Source organism: Sphaerisporangium rhizosphaerae, assembly GCF_042665155.1.
GTDB classification, from domain to species: domain Bacteria; phylum Actinomycetota; class Actinomycetes; order Streptosporangiales; family Streptosporangiaceae; genus Sphaerisporangium; species Sphaerisporangium rhizosphaerae.
In genome coordinates this window covers 127,451-145,148 of record NZ_JBHTCG010000003.1, presented here as the reverse complement: position 1 = coordinate 145,148, position 17,698 = coordinate 127,451, and the positions used below count along the sequence as shown (strand labels likewise).

17 protein-coding genes are annotated in these 17,698 nt (G+C 72.7%); 7 read left to right on the top strand and 10 right to left on the bottom strand.

The annotated features are described in order from the left end of the window. Positions 1-69 precede the first annotated feature (69 nt). Positions 70-1,083 (top strand): glutamine synthetase, encoded by a 1,014-nt coding sequence (gene glnII, locus ACFQSB_RS05740; RefSeq protein WP_354838234.1) that lies wholly within the window; start codon positions 70-72, stop codon positions 1,081-1,083. 60 nt (positions 1,084-1,143) lie between these two features. On the opposite strand, the gene ACFQSB_RS05735 is transcribed toward glnII, so the two are convergent. From ACFQSB_RS05735 to dnaK, 8 genes are all read right to left on the bottom strand, one after another. Further along, on the bottom strand, positions 1,144-1,803 hold the full coding sequence (locus ACFQSB_RS05735) for an ATP-dependent Clp protease proteolytic subunit (RefSeq protein ID WP_380824702.1): 660 nt from the start codon (positions 1,801-1,803) through the stop codon (positions 1,144-1,146). Between the two features lie 25 nt (positions 1,804-1,828). Beyond that, the gene (locus ACFQSB_RS05730; RefSeq protein ID WP_354838747.1) at positions 1,829-2,395 is read right to left on the bottom strand and encodes an ATP-dependent Clp protease proteolytic subunit; all 567 of its coding nucleotides are present in this window, start codon (positions 2,393-2,395) and stop codon (positions 1,829-1,831) included. 159 nt (positions 2,396-2,554) lie between these two features. After that, positions 2,555-2,776: a hypothetical protein gene (locus ACFQSB_RS05725; RefSeq protein ID WP_380824700.1), complete on the bottom strand. Its 222-nt coding sequence runs from the start codon at positions 2,774-2,776 to the stop codon at positions 2,555-2,557. After that, positions 2,773-5,394, bottom strand: a complete 2,622-nt coding sequence (gene clpB / locus ACFQSB_RS05720) for an ATP-dependent chaperone ClpB (protein WP_380824697.1) — start codon at positions 5,392-5,394, stop codon at positions 2,773-2,775. The genes ACFQSB_RS05725 and clpB overlap by 4 nt, the downstream gene beginning before the upstream one ends. After that, positions 5,376-5,699 carry a chaperone modulator CbpM gene (locus ACFQSB_RS05715; RefSeq protein ID WP_380824695.1) on the bottom strand — a complete coding sequence of 108 codons (324 nt, stop codon included), beginning with the start codon at positions 5,697-5,699 and terminating at the stop codon, positions 5,376-5,378. Before ACFQSB_RS05715 ends, clpB begins: the two co-directional genes overlap by 19 nt. Positions 5,700-5,807: 108 nt before the next feature. Next, positions 5,808-6,788 (bottom strand): DnaJ C-terminal domain-containing protein, encoded by a 981-nt coding sequence (locus ACFQSB_RS05710; protein WP_380824694.1) that lies wholly within the window; start codon positions 6,786-6,788, stop codon positions 5,808-5,810. Further along, positions 6,788-7,390: a nucleotide exchange factor GrpE gene (locus tag ACFQSB_RS05705; RefSeq protein WP_380824693.1), complete on the bottom strand. Its 603-nt coding sequence runs from the start codon at positions 7,388-7,390 to the stop codon at positions 6,788-6,790. Before ACFQSB_RS05705 ends, ACFQSB_RS05710 begins: the two co-directional genes overlap by 1 nt. A 90-nt stretch (positions 7,391-7,480) precedes the next feature. Beyond that, positions 7,481-9,400 (bottom strand): molecular chaperone DnaK, encoded by a 1,920-nt coding sequence (gene dnaK, locus ACFQSB_RS05700; RefSeq protein WP_380825053.1) that lies wholly within the window; start codon positions 9,398-9,400, stop codon positions 7,481-7,483. Positions 9,401-9,667: 267 nt separating this feature from the next. Between dnaK and ACFQSB_RS05695 the strand changes: the two genes are divergently transcribed. Then, positions 9,668-12,475, top strand: a complete 2,808-nt coding sequence (locus ACFQSB_RS05695; RefSeq protein ID WP_380824692.1) for a helix-turn-helix transcriptional regulator — start codon at positions 9,668-9,670, stop codon at positions 12,473-12,475. A gap of 195 nt (positions 12,476-12,670) precedes the next feature. Here the strand turns inward: ACFQSB_RS05695 and ACFQSB_RS05690 are convergent, their stop codons facing one another. Next, positions 12,671-13,180, bottom strand: coding sequence for an ATP-binding protein (locus ACFQSB_RS05690; protein WP_380824691.1), 510 nt, complete (start codon positions 13,178-13,180; stop codon positions 12,671-12,673). Positions 13,181-13,445: 265 nt separating this feature from the next. On the opposite strand from ACFQSB_RS05690, the gene ACFQSB_RS05685 reads away from it, so the two are divergent. The 3 genes from ACFQSB_RS05685 to ACFQSB_RS05675 all read left to right on the top strand — a co-directional run bounded on the left by ACFQSB_RS05685 (position 13,446) and on the right by ACFQSB_RS05675 (position 16,002). Then, positions 13,446-14,354: a helix-turn-helix domain-containing protein gene (locus ACFQSB_RS05685; protein ID WP_354916901.1), complete on the top strand. Its 909-nt coding sequence runs from the start codon at positions 13,446-13,448 to the stop codon at positions 14,352-14,354. 86 nt (positions 14,355-14,440) lie between these two features. After that, entirely contained in the window at positions 14,441-14,989 is a 549-nt protein-coding gene (locus tag ACFQSB_RS05680) for a type 1 glutamine amidotransferase domain-containing protein (protein WP_380824690.1), read from the top strand. 125 nt (positions 14,990-15,114) lie between these two features. Beyond that, positions 15,115-16,002, top strand: a complete 888-nt coding sequence (locus ACFQSB_RS05675) for a sugar kinase (protein ID WP_380824689.1) — start codon at positions 15,115-15,117, stop codon at positions 16,000-16,002. A 132-nt stretch (positions 16,003-16,134) separates the two neighbouring features. Here the strand turns inward: ACFQSB_RS05675 and ACFQSB_RS05670 are convergent, their stop codons facing one another. Beyond that, on the bottom strand, positions 16,135-16,497 hold the full coding sequence (locus tag ACFQSB_RS05670; RefSeq protein WP_380824688.1) for a peptidase inhibitor family I36 protein: 363 nt from the start codon (positions 16,495-16,497) through the stop codon (positions 16,135-16,137). 323 nt (positions 16,498-16,820) lie between these two features. Here ACFQSB_RS05670 and ACFQSB_RS05665 point away from each other — a divergent pair, with 323 nt between their 5' ends. Both ACFQSB_RS05665 and ACFQSB_RS05660 read left to right on the top strand, forming a co-directional pair. Beyond that, on the top strand, positions 16,821-17,135 hold the full coding sequence (locus ACFQSB_RS05665) for an ArsR/SmtB family transcription factor (protein ID WP_380824687.1): 315 nt from the start codon (positions 16,821-16,823) through the stop codon (positions 17,133-17,135). Beyond that, positions 17,135-17,674, top strand: coding sequence for an SRPBCC family protein (locus ACFQSB_RS05660; RefSeq protein WP_380824685.1), 540 nt, complete (start codon positions 17,135-17,137; stop codon positions 17,672-17,674). Before ACFQSB_RS05665 ends, ACFQSB_RS05660 begins: the two co-directional genes overlap by 1 nt. The last annotated feature ends 24 nt before the right edge of the window (positions 17,675-17,698 follow it).

Here is a 17,698-nt window from a genome sequence, read left to right as displayed (position 1 = left end):
CCGAAACGGCTGATTGGAAACCTCGGCGTTGCGGACACGAGAGGGGTCTGCCTTGCTGAAGGGATCGTCGTGACCTACAAGGCCGAGTACATCTGGATCGACGGCACCGAGCCGACCGCCCGGCTCAGGTCGAAGACCAGGATTCTTGCCGACGGAGCCGACCTGCCGATCTGGGGCTTCGACGGCTCCAGCACCAACCAGGCGCCGGGCAAGGCGTCCGACTGCGTGCTCAAGCCGGTGTTCACCTGCCCGGACCCGATCCGGGGCGGCGACAACGTGCTCGTCCTGTGCGAGGTCCTGCTCACCGACATGACGCCGCACGCGACCAACACGCGGGCGCTGCTCACCCCGGTCGCCGAGCGCTTCGCCGACCAGGACTCCTGGTTCGGCATCGAGCAGGAGTACACCTTCTTCAAGGACGGCCGCCCGCTCGGCTTCCCCGTCGGCGGGTTCCCCGCCCCGCAGGGCTTCTACTACTGCGGCGTCGGCGCCGACGAGGTGTACGGCCGCGACATCGTCGAAGCCCACCTCGACGCCTGCCTGACCGCGGGCCTGGCGATCTCCGGCATCAACGCCGAGGTCATGCCCGGTCAGTGGGAGTTCCAGGTCGGCCCGGCCGGGCCGGTCGAGGTCTCCGACCACCTCTGGATCGCCCGGTGGCTGCTCTACCGCATCGCCGAGAACTTCGGCGTGTCGGCCACGCTCGACCCCAAGCCGGTGCAGGGCGACTGGAACGGCGCCGGCGCGCACACCAACTTCTCCACCAAGGCCATGCGCGAGGGCTACGACGCCATCATCACCGCCTGCGAGGCCCTGGGCGAGAAGGCCCAGGAGCACATCACGGGCTACGGCTCGGGCATCGAGAAGCGGCTCACCGGCATGCACGAGACCGCCCCGTGGAGCGAGTTCAGCTACGGCGTCTCCGACCGCGGCGCCTCGGTGCGCATCCCGTGGCAGGTCGAGGTCGACAAGCACGGCTACATCGAGGACCGCCGCCCGAACGCCAACTGCGACCCGTACGTGGTCACCCGGCTGATCGTCGGCACCTGCTGCGAGGGCCTGGAGAAGGCCGGCCAGGTCTGACCTGGGCGAACGGCGCCGCCCGCGGGGAGATGCATCCCCGCGGGCGGCGCCGTCGTCATGTCAGCGCACCAGGGCGGCGACGCGCTTGCGGTTGGCGAAGATGTCGTCGACCAGGCCGTACGCCCTGGCCTCCTCGGCGGTGAAGATCTTGTCGCGCTCGATGTCGGCGCGCACGCTCTCGGCCGTGCGGCCCGAGTGCCGGGCGAGGAGCTCCTCCTGCAGGGCGCGCATGCGGATGATCTCGCGCGCCTGGATCTCCATGTCGCTGGAGGGGCCGAAGCTGCCCTCCATCGACGGCTGGTGGAGCAGGACGCGCGACTGCGGCAGCGCCGCCCGCTTGCCCGGGGCGCCGGCCGCCAGCAGCACGGCCGCGGCGGAGGCCGCCTGGCCGATGCAGACGGTCTGGACCTCGGGCCGGACGAACTGCATGGTGTCGTAGATCGCGGTCATGGCCGTGAACGACCCGCCCGGCGAGTTGATGTAGATGCTGATGTCGCGGTCGGGGTCGAGCGACTCCAGCGTCAGCAACTGGGCCATCACGTCGTTGGCCGAGGTGTCGTCGATCTGCACGCCGAGGAAGATGATGCGGTCCTCGAACAGCTTGTTGTACGGGCTCATCTCCTTGACGCCGTAGGTCGTGCGCTCGGTGAAGGACGGCACGACGTACCTGGCGGCGATGGGCGCCACGCCGGCGGAGAGCTCGGGTCGGCGTTCTGACATGGGCTTGTCCCCTCCTCGTCTCGGGTCAGGACACCGGGCCGGCGGAGGGCACCAGCGCGGCGCTGCCCACCACCTTGTCGATGAAGCCGTACTCGCGGGCCTCCTCGGCGGTGAACCAGCGGTCGTGGTCGGAGTCGCGCTCGATCTGGTCCACCGGCTGACCGGTGTGGAAGGCGATGCGCTCGGCCAGCAGCTTCTTGGTGTAGAGCATCTGCTCGGCCTGGATCTTGATGTCGGAGGCCGTGCCGCCGATGCCGCCCAGCGGCTGGTGCATCAGGATGCGGGTGTGCGGGAGCGCGTAACGCTTGCCCGCCGTTCCGGCGCAGAGCAGGAACTGCCCCATCGAGGCGGCGAGCCCCATCGCCACCGTGGAGATGTCATTCGGGACATATTGCATGATGTCGTAAATCGCCATTCCGGCGGAAACGGAGCCGCCGGGCGAGTTGATGTAGAGAAAGATATCCCGCTTGGCATCCTCGGCGGACAGCAGAAGAAGCTCGCCGCAGATTCTGTTGGCGATATCGTCGTCCACCTCCTTTCCGAGGAAGACGATGCGCTCGCGCAGCAGTCGCTGGCCCAGGACGTCGAGCATCCCCGGCGGGGGCGCCTCGACCGGGTGCGAACCCACGACGCGGCCCGCGCCGGCGGACGCGAACGGATCAAAGGAATGAACGCCGGAGGACACCATTGCCACCTGCTCCCGAATCGGACGCGTGAACGCCGCGCCTTTCCGGCACGGCGAATTACGTCTTCAACGGTGCCAGGCGTTCCGGCCGGCCGACAGCTTTTTCACTGTCGGCGTCACCGGCCGCGCTTTTTCCGCTTCCGGCGAATTGCCGCGAGCCCTGTTCCGCCGTGGACGAAATTCCTTGACGACCGCCGGAGGGACGATCACGCCGGGCGGTCCCCCGGCGACGAGAGCACCGGTGCGCGCCGAATGACGATCAGCCTCGGCCATCCCGACGGCGGTCACGCGCCGCCGGGGTTGTCGTAGGAGACGACGAGATCGCCGTCGGTCACCTCGACGCGGATGACCGCCCCGTCCCGCACGTCCCCGGCGATCAGCGCGCGGGCGATGCGCGTCTCGACCTCGCGGGCGATGAACCGGCGCAGCGGGCGGGCGCCGTACACCGGGTCGAAGCCCTGCTCGGCGATGAACCGCAGCGCGGCCCCGGTGACCTCCAGGCTCATCATCCGGTCGGCCAGCCGCGTCCTGACGTCGTCGAACATCAGCGAGACGATCCGCTCGACCTCCGGCTCGGTCAGCGGCTTGAACAGCACCGTGTCGTCCACCCGGTTGAGGAACTCCGGGCGGAAGCGCCCGCGCAGGTCCGCCATGACCAGGTCGCGCGCCGGCTGGTCGATCTCGCCCACGGCGGTCACGCCGTCCATCAGGAACTGCGACCCGATGTTGGACGTCATGATGATCACGGTGTTGCGGAAGTCCACCGTGCGGCCCTGCGCGTCGGTCAGCCGCCCGTCGTCGAGCACCTGGAGCAGGATGTTGAACACATCGGCGTGCGCCTTCTCCATCTCGTCGAACAGCACCACCGAGTACGGCTTGCGCCGCACCGCCTCGGTGAGCTGGCCGCCCTCCTCGTAGCCGACGTACCCGGGCGGGGCGCCGACCAGCCGGCTGACGGTGTGCCGCTCCTGGTACTCGCTCATGTCGACGCGGACCATGTTCTCCTCGGTGTCGAACAGCGCCTGCGCCAGCGCCTTGGCCAGCTCGGTCTTCCCGACCCCGGTGGGGCCGAGGAAGATGAACGAGCCGATCGGCCGGCGCGGGTCCTTGATGCCCGACCGGGCGCGCATGATCGCGTCCGCCACCGCCTTCACCGCCTCGTCCTGGCCGACGACCCGCTCGTGCAGGATCTCCTCCAGCCGCAGCAGCTTCTCCCGCTCGCCCTCCTTCAGGCGGCTGACGGGGATGCCGGTCCACCGGGAGACGATGCCGGCGATCTCCTCCTCGGTCACCACCTCGCGCAGCAGCCGGTGGGCGCCCTGCTTGGACTCCAGCTGCTCCTCGGCCGCGCGGAGTCTGCGCTCCAGCTCCGGCAGCGTGCCGTGCGTCAGCTCGGCGGCCCGGTCGAGTTCGTACCCGCGTTCGGCCCGCTCGGCCTCGCGCCGCACCGTCTCGATCTCCTGGCGCAGCTGCTGCACCTTCCTCAGGGCGTGCCGCTCGGCCTCCCACTGCGCGCGCATGGCGTCGGACTCGGCCCGCAGGTCGGCCAGCTCCCTGCGCAGGCCCTCCAGCCGCTGGGCGCTCGCCGGGTCGTCCTCCTTGGCCAGCGCCGCCTCCTCGATCGAAAGGCGCGTCACGCGGCGCGTCAGCTCGTCCAGCTCGGCCGGCATCGAGTCGATCTCGGTGCGCAGCATCGCGCACGCCTCGTCCACCAGGTCGATGGCCTTGTCCGGCAGGAAGCGGTCGGAGATGTACCGGTGACTCAGCACGACCGCCGCGACGATCGCGGCATCCATGATCTTGACGCCGTGGTAGACCTCCAGCCGCTCGCGCAGGCCGCGCAGGATCGACACCGCGTCCTCGACCGACGGCTCCTCCACGAACACCGGCTGGAACCTGCGCTCCAGGGCGGCGTCCTTCTCGATGTGCTTGCGGTACTCCACGATCGTGGACGCGCCGATCAGGTGCAGCTCGCCGCGGGCCAGCATCGGCTTGAGCATGTTGCCGGCGTCCATGGCGCCCTCGCTCGCCCCGGCCCCGACGACGTTGTGCAGTTCGTCGATGAACAGCAGGATGCGTCCCTCGGACGCCTTGACCTCGGTCAGCACGGCCTTCAGCCGCTCCTCGAACTCGCCGCGGTACTTGGCGCCCGCGATGAGCGACCCCATGTCCAAGCTGAAGATCGTCTTGTCCTTGAGCCCCTCGGGGACGTCGCCGCGGGTGATGCGCTGGGCGAGCCCCTCGACGATCGCGGTCTTGCCGACGCCGGGGTCGCCGATGAGCACCGGGTTGTTCTTGGTCTTGCGGGAGAGGATCTGCACGACCCTGCGGATCTCGGCGTCCCGCCCGACGACCGGGTCCATCTTGCCCGCCCCGGCCGCGGCGACCAGGTCCATGCCGTACTTCTCCAGCGCCTCGTAGGCGACTTCGGGATGCGCGGAGGTCACCCGCTGGTTGCCGCGGATGCGCGTCAGGACCGAGAGCAGCCGGTCGCGGGCGATGCCGTGCCCCTGCAGCAGCCGCCCGGCCGAGGTCTCGACGCCCTCGTCGGCGAGGGCGAGCAGCAGGTGCTCGACCGAGACGTACTCGTCCTTGAGCCGCCTGGCCTCCTGGTCGGCCTGGTCGAACAGCCGCGACAGCCGGCGGGTCACGTACACCTCGCCGGGGGAGGCGCCGGGGCCGCCGACCCTGGGACGCCGCTGGAGCTCCGACTCCAGCTCCAGGGTGAGCTTGTCCGGGTCGCCGCCCGCCGCCGTCAGCAGCCGGGGCACCAGTCCGTCCTGCTGGCCGAGCAGGGCCAGCAGCAGGTGCTCGCCGTCGACCTCGGTGTGCCCGTGGCGGATCGCCTTGGTCTGCGCGTCGTGCAGGGCTTCCTGCGACTTCTGGGTCAGTCGGTTCGGGTCCACGATGACACTCCCGTCGTCGATGAGGCGTGACGGCGCAGGGCCGCCTCAAGCTCCGCGATGCGGTCGAGCAGGTCGAGCACCACGCCCAGCGAGGCGTAGTTCAGCGACAGGCCCTCGTGCAGGCGCTCGATGCGCCCGAGCACGACGAGCTGCGACGGCGCGAACCTCAGCTCATCCCCGCACCGGTCGATGGGCTCCAGCAGGCCGAGGGCGACCAGCCTGCGCACCAGGTCCGGGTGCAGGCCGCCCGCCCGGGCGAAGGACTCGACGCCGATGCCCGGCGCCGGGGTCAGGGCCGTCGTCATGGGACGCCTCCGCGAGGTCACGGCGCTCACCTCCTGGGGTCGAAGCGGGAGACCGGCGCCGGGTCACGGCGCTCACCTCCTGGGATTGAAGCGGGAGACCGGCGCCGGTCACGGCGCTCCGCTCCTGGGGTTGAAGTGCGAGACCGCCGCCAGCCGCTCGAACGCGCCGCGCTCCTCGTCGGTGATCTTCGACGGCACCATGACGCGCGCCTCGGCGTACAGGTCGCCCGGCGTGCCCCTGGGGTCGGGCAGGCCGCGCCCGCGCAGCCGCAGCCGGCGGCCCGAGGACGTGCCCGGCGGCACCTTGACCTTCGCCTCCCCGCCGGGCGTGTCGACCGGCACGGTCGCCCCGAGCGCCGCCTCCCACGGGGTCAGCGGCAGCGGAACGTGGATATCGCGCCCCTCGACCCGGTAACGCGGGTCGGCGATGCGGACGATCAGGTACAGGTCCCCCGCCCGGCCGCCGTCGGCGCCGTGGCCGCCCTGGCCGGCCAGCCGGATGCGCTGGCCGTCCGTCACGCCCGGCGGGATCGTCACCTGCAAGGTGCGCGACCCCTGCGCGCCCTGGATCGTGATCGGACGGCGCCCGCCGTGGAACGCCTCGCCGACGTCGAGGGTGATCTCGGCCTCCTGGTCGGCCCCCGGGACCGGGCCCCAGCGGCGCCGGCCACCCCCTCCCCGCCCGAACATGCCGCCCAGCAGCTCCTCCAGATCGATGTCCATGCCGGCCTGGTCGGAGGTGAACCGGAAGCCCTGGCCGCGCCCAGAGCCCGCGCCGGACGCCGCATCCCACGGCGCGCCGGCCCAGCCCGCCCCCGCGCCGGCACCGGCCCGGCGGTAGGCGTCGGGGTCCACGTCCTCGGGCACCGACCGCCAGTCCGGGCCGAACACGTCGTAGCGCCGCCGCTTGGCCGGGTCGGACAGCACGTCGTAGGCCTCGGACACGTCCTTGAACCTCTCCTCGGCGCCGGGGTCCTTGTTGACGTCGGGATGGTAGGCGCGGGCGAGCTTGCGGTAGGCGCGCTGGATCTCGTCCTGAGTGGCCGTCCTCGGCACTCCCAGCACCTGGTAGAAATCCCGCGCCGCCATCACCCCGCCGGTTCCGGCCGCTCCGGAGCCGTCGCGACGATCACCGCCGTCGGGCGGAGCTGGCGCTCGCCGTCGCCGTACCCCGGACGCACGACGCCCGCGACCGTCCCCGCCGGGACCTGCGGGTCGGCGACCGTGCCCACGGCCTCGTGGTGGACCGGGTCGAACGGCACGCCCAGCTCCTCGTGCCGGGCGAACCCGAGCCGTGCCAGCATGGCGACGGCCTGGTCGCGTACCGCGCGCACGCCCTCGACGACCGCGCCGGCCTCGGCGTCGGCGTGCCGCAGGGCGAGGTCCAGGTTGTCGACGACCGGCAGCCACTCGCGCACGGTGCGGGCCCGCTCCTCGGCGCGGATGCGCTCGGCGTCCCTGGCGACGCGTTTGCGCAGGTTGTCCAGCTCCGCCGCCGACCGCAGCCAGCGGTCCTCCAGCTCGGCCATCCTGGCGTCGGTGTCCTCGGCGTTCCCGCCGTCCCCGGCGGGCGAGCGGTCCGGCCCCTGGCCGGGCGCCCGGGCCGGCGGACGCCCGGCGGGCTCGCCGTACGCCCCGGCGGGGGGCGGGCGCCCCGCGCCCCCCGGGGTCTCACCGCGTTCCTCGGCCATGTCCGTTTCCTTCTGGTCCGACGTGTCGGTCCGGCGTCGTCACTCCCGCGTGTCGATCGTGCGTGTCGATCGTGCGTGCGGTCCCGGGGGTCAGTCCGACGTGGTGAACTCGGCGTCGATGACGTCGTCGCCGCCCTTCGCCCCGCCGCCCTGCGCGGCCCCCTGGGAGGCGGACGGGCCGGCGCCCTGCTCCTGGTCCGAAGGCCGCTGCTGCTGGGCGGTGACGGCGGCGAGGCCGTGGAACACCTGCTGCAGCTCGGAGGACAGGTCGCGCAGCCGCTCGACCGGCGCCTCCTCCTTGACGGCCTGCCGCGCGTCGGCGACGAGCTGCTCGGCGCGGGCCTTCTCGTGGACGGGGACCGCCTCGCCCAGCTCGCCGAGCCGACGTTCGACCTGGTAGGCGACCGAGTCCAGCTCGTTCCTCGCGTCGATCGCCTCGCGGACCCTCGCGTCCTCGGTGCGGTGCCGCTCGGCGTCCTGGACCATCCGGTCGATCTCGCCCTTGTCCAGGTTGGAGCTCTCGCTGATCGTGATGCGCTGCTCGGCGCGGGTGTCCTTGTCCTTGGCGGCGACGTTGAGGATGCCGTTGGCATCGACGTCGAAGGTGACCTCGATCTGCGGCACTCCGCGGGGCGCCGGGCGGATGTTCTCCAGCCGGAACCGGCCGAGGGCCCGGTTGTCGGCCGCGCGCTCGCGCTCGCCCTGCAGGACCACCACGTCCACGGCGTTCTGATCGTCCTCGGCGGTGCTGAAGGTCTCCGTGCGGCGGGCCGGGATGGTGGTGTTGCGCTCCAGGACCTTGGTCATCACCCCGCCGAGGGTCTCGATGCCCAGCGACAGAGGCGTGACGTCCAGCAGCAGCACGTCCTTGACCTCGCCCTTGAGCACGCCGGCCTGGACCGCGGCGCCGTCGGCCACCACCTCGTCGGGGTTGACCGTCATGTTCGGCTCCTTGCCTCCGGTGAGGCGGCGCACGAGGTTCTGCACGGCCGGGATGCGCGTGGAGCCGCCGACCAGGATGACCTCGTCCAGGTCGTCGGCGGAGAGCTTGGCGTCCTCCATCGCCCGCTGGACCGGGCCCATGGTGCGCTCCACCAGGTCCCTGGTGATCTCCTCGAAGGTGGAGCGCATCAGGGTGGTGTTCAGGTGCTTGGGCCCGTTGGCGTCCGCGGTGATGAACGGCAGGCTGACGGTCGTCTGGGTCACCGACGACAGCTCCACCTTGGCCTTCTCGGAGGCCTCGAACAGCCGCTGGAGGGCCTGGGGGTCCCTGCGCAGGTCGATGCCGGTCTGGGACTGGAACTCGTCGGCCAGGTGGTCGACCAGCCGGCGGTCGAAGTCGTCGCCGCCGAGGTGGGTGTCGCCGGAGGTGGAACGCACCTCGATGACGCCCTCGCCGATGTCCAGGATGCTCACGTCGAAGGTGCCGCCGCCGAGGTCGAACACCATCACCGTCTCGCTGCCCTTCTTGTCCAGCCCGTAGGCCAGGGCGGCGGCGGTCGGCTCGTTGATGATCCGCATGACCTCCAGGCCCGCGATCTTGCCGGCGTCCCTGGTGGCGTGCCGCTGCGCGTCGTTGAAGTACGCGGGCACCGTGATCACCGCCTCGGTGATCTTCTCACCGAGGAACTTGGCGGCGTCGGCGACCAGCTTGCGCAGCACCAGGGCGGAGATCTCCTCCGGCGCGTACAGCTTGCCGGCGACCTTGAAGCGCACCGCGTCGTCCGGGCCGGGCGCCACGTCGAACGAGACGGCGTGGATCTCGCTCTCCACCTCGTCGTACCGGCGGCCGATGAAGCGCTTGACGGAGTAGAGGGTGCCCTTGGGGTTGAGGATGGCCTGCCGCCGCGCGAGCTGGCCGACGAGTCTCTCCCCGGTGTCGGTGAAGGCCACCACCGACGGCGTCGTCCGCTGTCCCTCCGCGTTCGGGATGACCACCGGCTGGCCGTCTTCGGTCGTGGCGATGACGGAGTTGGTCGTTCCCAGGTCGATGCCGACTGCCTTGGCCATTGCTGCCTCCCGCAGGACGACGGGGATGGCGGCGTGCACGCTGACGCGTCGTCGCGCAGCGCGCACGCCCACACCTTCGACACTGGCCAGCGAGGGACGGCCGCACATCCTCAATACGGGTAGTCGTTGGCCGCCAGAGCCCCTGTGTACTGTTGAAAGAGCAGGCCAGAACGGGTGCCGTGCCCCATCGTCCAGAGGGCCCGGGCGCGGCCCCCGACGGCCGGCGGAGCACGCCGCGACGACCCGGACCCTTGTCACGGGGGAGAAATGCGTGGACGCGAGCCCGAGTGGCACATCCTCGGCCGGCTGCTGAGCGCGGCCGAACACGGCGGCGGCGGAACGCTGCTCGTCGAGGGCGAGCCCGGCACGGGCAAGACCCTGCTCCTGGCCGAGGCCGCCGCCCACGCCTCCCGGCGGGGGTTCGCGCTGGCCACCGGCAGCGCCGAACGGCTGTCGCCCGAGCGGCTCGGCACGCGCGCCCTGGAGCACCTGCGCGTCCGGCTGGCTCGCGGCGCGCCCGGCCGCCCGGTGCTGGTGGGCCTGGACGACCTGCAACGGGCCGACTCCGCCACACTCGCCACCCTGCGCGCCCTGCACCGCGACCTCGGATGCCGCCGCCTGGTGTGGCTGCTGTCCCGGTCGGTCACGACGGACGGGCGTCCCTGCCCGGCGACGCGGGCCGGGGAGTGCAGCGAACACCTGTTCCAGGCCCTGGAGAGCCACGGCGCCACCCGCCTCGCGCTGCGCCCGCTGCCGGAGGAGGCGGTCGCCGCGGTGGCCGCCGACGTGCTCGGCGCGGTGCCCGACCCCGGTCTGCTGAGCTTCGCCGCGGGCGCGGGCGGCAACCCGTTCCTGCTGGTGGAGCTGCTGCGCGGGCTGCGCGAGGAGGGCGCCGTCGAGGTGCGCGGCGGCCGTGCCCGGCTGCCGCGGCCCTCCCCGGCCGCCGCCCGGCCCGGCGGGGAGAGCCCGTGCCCGCCGCCCGAGCCGCCCGAGCGGGTGCGCGCCGCCGTGCGGTCGCGGCTGCGGGGGCTGAGCCGGGAGGGGCGCCAGCTGGTGGAGGTGGCGGCGGTGCTCGGCCGGCGCTTCTCCCCCGAGGACGTGGGCGACCTGGTCGGGACCGGCCCGGCGACGCTGCTCCCCGCGGTCGAGGAGGCGCTGGACGCCGGGCTGCTCCTCGCCGCCGGCGACACGCTGGAGTTCCGGCACGAGCTGGTCTGGCGGGCCGTCCTGCACGATCTGCCCGCGGCGATGCGCAACGCGCTGCACCACCAGGCCGGCCGCCTCCTGCTCGGCCGGGGCGGCGCGGCGGCGCGGGCCGCCGGGCACCTGGTCGAGGGCGCCCGGCCGGGCGACACGCGCGCCCTCGCCGACCTGGACCGGGCGGTCACCGAGGTCCGCGCCACCGCGCCCGGCGCCGCCGCCGACCTCGCCGTCCAGGCGGTCGAGCTGAGCTCGCGAGCCGATCCGCGCCGGCCCGCGCGCCCGGTCACGGCCGTCGAGGCGGCCACCGAGGCCGGGCGGCTCGCCGACGCCGAACGGCTGGCGCGCTCGACGCCGGCCCGGGCGACGTCCCCGGCCGCCGCCGCGTTGCACTGCGCCCTGTCCGGGGTCCTGCTGCCGGCCGGGCGGCCGGCCGAGGCGGTGGCCGAGGCGGAGGCGGCGCTCCGCGAGCGAGCGCTGCCCGCCCCCTGGCGCGAGCGCGCCACGCTCGGCCTGCTGTACGGCCTGTCCGCCCTGCCCGACCGCGAACGGGCCGAGCGGGAGGCCGTCAGGGTCCTCGCGGACGCCGGACGGCGCGGGGAGGCGGCGGAGGCGGCGGCCACGGCGGTGCTCGGGACGATCTGGTGGGAGTCCGGACGCCTCGCCGAGGGCCTGCGCGCGGCCAGAGAGGCCGTCGGGCGGGCGGAGGACGCCGGCGATCCGGAGGGGCGGGCCTGCACGCGGCTCGCGCTGGCCGCGATGCTGACCGACGTCCGCCTGCTCGACGAGGCCCGCGCCGTCATCGGCGAGGCCGCCGAGGAGGACGACTCGCCCGGCCACCGCGCGTGGGCGGCGGAGGGAGAGGTGCCCGGCCACGGCCCGTGGGCGGCGGGGGCGGCGGCCCTGTCGGCGCGGGCCGAACTGGCCGCCGGGCGTGCGGAGGACGCCGCGGCCCGGGCGAGCCGGGCGCTGGACCTCGTCCAGGCCACGGGCGCCCGCCTGTCCGGCGCCGTCGCGGCGTCGGTGCTGGCCACCGTCGCGCTGCGCCGGGGCGACCTGCGCGCGGCCGAGCGCCACGCGGACGGTGACGACGGGTGGCCGCTCCAGGCAGGGACGGCCGCCTGCTGGTGCGCGATGGCCGCGGCGCAGGTCGTCGAGGCCCGGGACGGTCCCGCCGCCGCGCTGGAGCGGCTCGGCCCGCTCTACGCCGGGGTGCGGGAACGGCCGGGCCTCCTGGTGGCGGACCCGGCCGCCGCGGCGTGGCTGGTCCGCGTCGCCCTGGCGGCGGGCGACCGGCCCGGCGCCCGGCTCACCGTCGCCTCGGCCGAGCGCCTGGCGGAGGGCGCCCCCGGGTTCCCCACCGTCCGCACCGCCGCCACCCACGCGCGCGGCCTGCTCGAAGGGGACGCCGAAGCGCTCGAACTGGCCGTCAAGGAGGGCGTGGACCCCTGGGCCCGCGCCTCGGCCGCCGAGGACCTCGGCGTGACGCTGGAGGCCGCCGGCGACCGGCGGGCGTGCGTGCGGAGCCTGGACCAGGCGCTGGCCGGCTACCAGGAGTGCGGGGCGGCCAGGGACGCGGCCCGGCTGCGGCGCAGGCTGCGCCGGCTGGGCGTGCGGCACCGGCACTGGGCCACCGCCGAGCGGCCGGTCACCGGCTGGGCCAGCCTCACCGACACAGAGCGCACGGTCTCACTGCTGGTCACCCAGGGATGGACCAACCGGCGGGTCGCCGAGCAGATGTTCATCAGCGTGCACACCGTGGCCTTCCACCTGCGCCAGATCTTCCGCAAGCTGGGCATCGGATCGCGGGTGGAGCTGACCCGCCTCGTGCTCGAGCGGCACCACGCCCACGAGAGCGCGGACCGGCCGGACTGAGTGCGCTGCCTGCGAACGTTCACGGGCTCGGGCGCCGTGACAGGCGCCGACATCGCCGTACATCGACCCGCCGACCCGGCGCCGATCACGTCCAGCACATGGCCGGGGGAGAGAGCCGCGCCCGGTGAACATCTATGGTCACCGCATCAGGGCGGGCCTCGTCCCGCCGGCGGGCTCCTGTCCGCCGTGGGACGCTCAGGCGGAGGCGCGGGTGTGCCCGTAGGCGACGGTGACGGCGGGGGCGATGAAGGCGGCCCAGACGAGCTTGCCCTGGCCCTCGGTCATCCTCCAGCCCCAGGAGCAGCTGAGGCTCTCGACCAGGTGCAGCCCCCGGCCGCTCTCGGCGAAGTAGTCGGCGCGGGTGACGACGGGCGGCCCGTCGTAGGGGTCGGAGACGGCGCAGACCAGGTGCGAGGCCCGGTGGAGCAGGCGCAGCCGGGTGGGTTCCCCGGCGTGCCGCATGGCGTTGGTGACCAGCTCGGACACCACGATGCGGGTGTCGTACGCCAGCTCGCCCAGCCCCCAGTTGTTCAGCGTCGCCATGGTGAAGTCTCGGGCCATCTTGATCGTCGCACCGGTGCGGCCGAGTGAGCACAGCTCGGCGGCCACCGGCTCCCAGGAGTCGCCCTCCATCGCGGGCAGCAGCCACCAGGGAGCCTCACCCCGTACAACGGACTGCCGGCAAGCCTGGTGGTGTGCGGTCATCAAGGTCCTCACTACGTTGGGGCCGTTCACGCGGTCCGGACATGACGGGGCGAGTCAATCTTTCTTCACGACACGTTCTGATGCAAGTGCCGATGCACGTGCAAATGCCACTTTTCCCCACGGAACTCAGACATATGCCCGTCTATGACCGTTTATACGCAAAGAGAGGGCCAAAAACCCCTCGCCGATGTCGCGTGGTGTACGAGCACCACTCAGGGATGAGACACTGTCGGCTGCTCATTCATCCGTGGCTCCAGGAGCTCGCATGATCACGGCCCTCGGACAAGACGACGACGTACCTGACGGACATATCCTCGCCTACTCGCGAGGCGGCCCCACCGCCTTGCGCATCCTGCTCGGCGCGAACCTTCGCCGGCTGCGCATCGCCAAGGGCATCACGCGCGAGGCCGCGGGCGACGCCATCCGCGCCTCGCACGCCAAGATCAGCCGCCTGGAGCTGGGCCGGGTCGGTTTCAAGACGCGCGACATCACCGACCTGCTCACCCTCTACGGCGTGATCGACCCCGACGAGCGCGCCACGTTCCTCAAGCTGGCCCAGCAGGCCAACGCCCCCGGATGGTGGCAGAAGTACAGCGACCTGCTGCCGACGTGGTTCGAGCTGTACGTCGGCCTGGAGGAGGCCGCGTCGGTCATCCGCACCTACGAGATCCAGTTCGTCCCCGGCCTGACGCAGACCGAGGACTACGCCCGTGCGGTGATCATGCTGGGACACTCCGAGGCCTCGGTCGAGGAGATCGACCGGCGCGTGGCGCTCCGCATGGCCCGCCAGCGGCAGGTGATCGGGCCGGAGGGCCCCCGCCTGTGGGCCCTGGTGGACGAGGCGGCCCTGCGACGCCCGCTCGGCGGCCGCAACGTCATGCGGGCCCAGGTCGACCGCCTCCTGGAGCTCACCGAGTCGCCCACCATCACGGTGCAGGTCGTGCCGTTCGGCCAGGGCGGCCACGCGGCGGCGGGCGGTCCGTTCACGATCCTGCGCTTCAACGAGCGCGACCTTCCCGACGTGGTCTACATGGAGCAGCTCACCAGCGCTCTTTACCTGGACAAGCGCGAAGAGACCGACCCGTACATGAAGGTCATGGACCGTCTCTGCGTCGAGGCCGCCACCGTGGCGGAGTCCCGGCGCTTCCTTGAGGCGCTCCGCACGGAGATGTGAAGGGTTCCAGATATTCGCGTATATAAGGCGAAAAGTCGGGCACGGGACGTCGAGTAAGGGAGAAAACGCAGCTCAGAGGAGGCACCATGCTCCAGGGCAAGACGATCGCCTTTCTCGTGGCCCCCGAGGGCATCGAACAGGTCGAGCTGACCGAGCCGTGGAAGGCCGTGGAACAGGCCGGCGGCACCCCGCGCCTGGTCTCCACCCAGCGCGGCAAGGCCCAGGCGTACAACCACCTCGACAAGGCCGACGCCTTCGACATCGACGCGACCGTCGATGAGGTGAGCGCGGACGACTTCGACGGCCTGATCCTGCCCGGCGGGGTCGCCAACCCCGACGCCCTGCGGATGAACGACGACGCCGTGCGGTTCGCCCGGTCGTTCTTCGACGCCGGCAAGCCGGTGGCGGCGATCTGCCACGCGCCGTGGACGCTGATCGAGGCCGGCGTCGTCGGCGACCGCGCGATGACGTCATGGCCGAGCCTGAAGACCGACCTGCACAACGCGGGCGCGTCCTGGGCCGACCAGGAGGTCATGGTCTGCACCAACGGGCCGAACACCCTCATCACCAGCCGCAAGCCCGACGACCTCAAGGCCTTCTGCCAGGCCGCGGTCGACGCGTTCGGCGGAGGCTGACCGGCCGGCCTTCGGGGGTGATCGGAGCCGAAACCCACCTTCTCGTTGTGAGCGATATCGGTCTCTGCCATGCTTTCCGCCATCAGCGGCAGATGGGCATGTCGCGTGGCAGGAAAGAACCTGACATGACCGAGATCTTCACGCTCGGCGAGGCGCTGGGCGTCGTCTCCGCGGACCGGCTCCGGCACGACACCGACGTCCGGCTGGACGTCGCGGGCGCCGAGCTGACCGCCGCCGTGGGCCTGGCCCGGCTGGGGCACTCCGTGACCTGGCTGGGCAGGGTCGGCGTCGACGAGCTGGGCGCCCGCGTCCTGACGGTGCTGCGGGGCGAGGGAGTGGACGTCTCGCACGCCCAGACCGACTCCACCGCGCCGACCGGGCTCGCCATCCGGCAGCGGCGCATCGGCCGGGTGGGGCACGTCGTCCACTACCGCGGCGGGTCGGCCGGCTCGCGGCTCGGTCCGGGCGACATCCCCGCGCGCGTCCTGCAGTCGGCCAAGGTGCTGCACGTCACCGGCATCACCCCGGCCCTGAGCGGCACCGCCTGGAGCGCGGCCCACCACGCCATCAAGCTGGCCAGGGAGGCCGGCGTCGCGGTGTCGGTCGACGTCAACCACCGGCCGCAGCTCTGGGTCGACCGCCAGGAGGCCGTCGAGGCGCTCACCGAGCTGGCGATGGGCGCCGAGGTCCTGTTCGCGAACCAGGACGAACTGCAGCTCATCGAGCCGGCCATTGGAACGGTCCGCGAGCTGGTGGTCACCCGGGGAGGCAAGGGCGCGAGCGCGACCATCAACGGCATGCGCTACGACGCCCAGGCCGCGCCGGTCACCGTGGTCGACCCGGTGGGCGCCGGGGGGTCCTTCGTCGCGGGCTACCTCAGCGGCATGCTGGAGGAACTGCACCCCACCGACCGGCTGCGCCGCGGCTCGGCGCTGGCCGCGTTCACCGTCGCCAGCCACAGCCCCTGGCAGGGCCTGCCCACCCGCTCCGAGCTCCCCCCGCTCACCTTCTGACCGGTCCGCGCCTCGAACGCCCCTGCGGGCCGGGGCATGCCCCGGCCGCGCCTGGGACGGCCATCTGACCGTTCCGTGCCTTGTCCTTGCTCCAGCCGCTACCAGGCCAGGCCGACGGCCCTGCTCCGGCCGCTACCAGGCCAAGCCGACGCTGAGCCCGTTCGGCCACAGTACGGGCAGGCTGCCCTGCTGGCCCACACCGCCGACCAGCGTCCCCGTGCAGCCGGCGCCGGCGAACACGGCCGCCACGGCGGGGATGCCGGGCGAGCCGAAGGTGTTCCTGATCGAGGCGATCGGGAACGGCGCGGCCACGCACCCGCCGCCCGGCGGCAGGTAGACCATCTTGCCGCTGTAGTTGTATCCGCTGTAAGCGCAGATCGATCCGGGCTTGCAGTCCTCGGCGGCGGCGTTCGCCGCGGGCGGGGCGAACGACAGCGCGGCGGCTCCCGCGAGCACGGCCAGCGAGACCAGACGCGCGCCTCGGCGTACGGACATGACTACCCCCTTCTCGGACGAACACCGAGCGGCCCCTACCTCTTGCTCCGGCCGCACCGCCGTACGGGCTCCGCCGCACGTGCGGAGCCGGTTCACCCTCGGATCAACGCACCCGCGCCCGAGCCGGTCAACCCCGCGCCGGACCCGACACACGTCCGCCATGGCCAGCGCACCGCCCGCCCCCGAACCCGGTGAAATTTTCGCCGCCCCGGCCCCCGCCGGCGGCAAGTACGCGGGTGTCGAGGCGTCGCTCGGGGTTCGCCGGGGTCCAGCCGGGTTACATGCCTTGACCGGTATATGCAGGGCGGGGCATACTGGCTGGTGTGCCCGATGTCATCTGGTCCGTGCTGATCGATCCGCATCGCCGCGCCATGCTCGACCTCCTGCGTGAACGTCCGCGCACGGTCGGCGAGCTGGTCGACGCGCTGCGCCTGTCACAGCCCACGACGTCCAAGCACCTGCGGGTGCTGCGGGACGGAGGCTTCGTGCAGGTCGCGCGGGACGCTCAGCGCCGTGTCTACACCATCGACCCGGCCCCGCTGGCCGAGCTCGACGCCTGGCTCGCCCCCTACCGGCGGCTGTGGAACGACCGGCTCGACGCGCTGGGGCACCACCTCGACACCACCAAGGAGAACTGATGGATCTCGGAACCTCCATCGAACACCGGGGCCGCCCCGCGGTGCGCTTCGAGCGCGTCTACGACCATCCGGTCGAGCGGGTCTGGGAGGCCGTCGCCACGCCCGGAGGGCTGGCGCACTGGTTCCCCTCGGCGGTCGAGCTCGAACCCCACGCCGGAGGAAAGATCACCTTCTCGGGTGACCCGAACCTCGAGACCATGACCGGCACCGTCGTGACGTTCGAGCCGCCACGCCGCCTGGCCTTCACCTGGGGCGGCGACGAGCTGCACTTCTACCTCGAACCCGCCGGCGACCATGGCTGCCGGCTCACGCTCGTCAACGTCTTGGAGCGGGCCGACACGGCCGCGCGCAACGCGGCCGGCTGGACCGTCTGCCTGGCCGAGTTGGACAAGCACCTGGCCGGCGCCGCGGCCGGCGGGCCGCACAGCGACACCGCGCTGCCGTGGCGGCAGGTGTACGAGGCGCATGTCTCCTCCGGCATGCCGTCCGGAGCCCCGATCCCCGGCGCTCCGCGGGAGACGCCCGACACCGCGAACTGAGGCCGGGCGCGGCGGTCAGACCGA